We start from the raw sequence: 1,003 nt of genomic DNA, 5'->3' as shown, positions 1-1,003 counted from the left end.
TTCATTCGTATATATTTTCAAAATTCGGAATCGTTTCCGTTGAAGTGAGGTTAACTAAACGTGAGTAAAGATCAGAGTCTAAGTGTTCATTGTTTTTTCCGGCGATACCGAAAACGACCTTTGCCGTATTGCCTTCACCGTATTCAACACCGTCCGGAATCTGGATGACGGAAATGCCTGAATGAAGCACCTCATCCTTTGCATCTTCCGTGCCGTGCGGGATCGCGATGAAATTCCCCATAAACGTGGATGATGTTTCTTCACGTTCGAACATTTTTTCCACATAGCCGTTCTTCACGTAGCCGTTATCAATCAATGTCTGTCCCGCGAGGCGGATGGCATCCTCTTTTGAGTTCACCGTCTGGTTCAGTTTGATGTTCGCTTTAGCCAATACTTCCATGATGAAGATCCCTCTTTCTGTTTGATTAGTTTTTAAGCTTTTCAATCAGTTCATCGTATTTCGGGCTGTTCAAGAAATTATCAACCGAAATGTGCACCGCCTGCGGCAGCTTCGCTTTCGCGCGGTCAGTCAGGTCCTTATGCGTAATGACGATATCCGCGTCATTCGGAAGATTATTGATCGACGTATTTGTCACATCAATATCCAGGTCTGCTTTTTTCACTTTGTTTCTTAAAATGGAGGCGCCCATTGCGCTCGATCCCATACCCGCGTCGCATGCGAAGATAATGCGGCTGACTTGGTCGGCGGAAATATCAGCGGCGCTGTTTTCCGGCTCTTCCTCTTTGTCTGCCAACGCGGCCGCCGCTTCGCTTTTCCTGCCTTTCATTTCCTGCATTTTTTCCGCCGCGGCTGTCAAATCTTCTTCACCCGCTTTAGACGATTTCAGAATAAGCGCCGAAACGATAAACGATACGGCCGCGGCAACGATGACGCCCGCCAGCACGCCGAGATAGCTTCCTTTCGGCGTCAGCGCCAAAATGGCGATGATGCTTCCCGGAGATGATGCGGCAACAAGACCCGCGTTAAAGATCGAAAATGTAA

At 48.1% G+C, this 1,003-nt stretch carries 2 protein-coding genes; both read right to left on the bottom strand.

Annotated features, from left to right (window positions below):
- Window position 1 precedes the first annotated feature (1 nt).
- Window positions 2–400, bottom strand: coding sequence for a PTS mannitol transporter subunit IIA (locus tag ACFVQB_RS34520; protein ID WP_379449934.1), 399 nt, complete (start codon window positions 398–400; stop codon window positions 2–4).
- 25 nt (window positions 401–425) lie between these two features.
- Window positions 426–1,003 (bottom strand): PTS sugar transporter subunit IIBC family protein (locus ACFVQB_RS34515; RefSeq protein ID WP_483874973.1); only part of this gene is annotated, 578 nt, incomplete at its 5' end.

This window comes from Paenibacillus sp. NPDC057886, from assembly GCF_042796655.1.
Taxonomy (GTDB): Bacteria; Bacillota; Bacilli; order Paenibacillales; family Paenibacillaceae; genus Paenibacillus.
The sequence above is the reverse complement of the archived record's forward strand: the minus strand, read 5'-3'. Positions and strand labels throughout refer to the sequence as shown.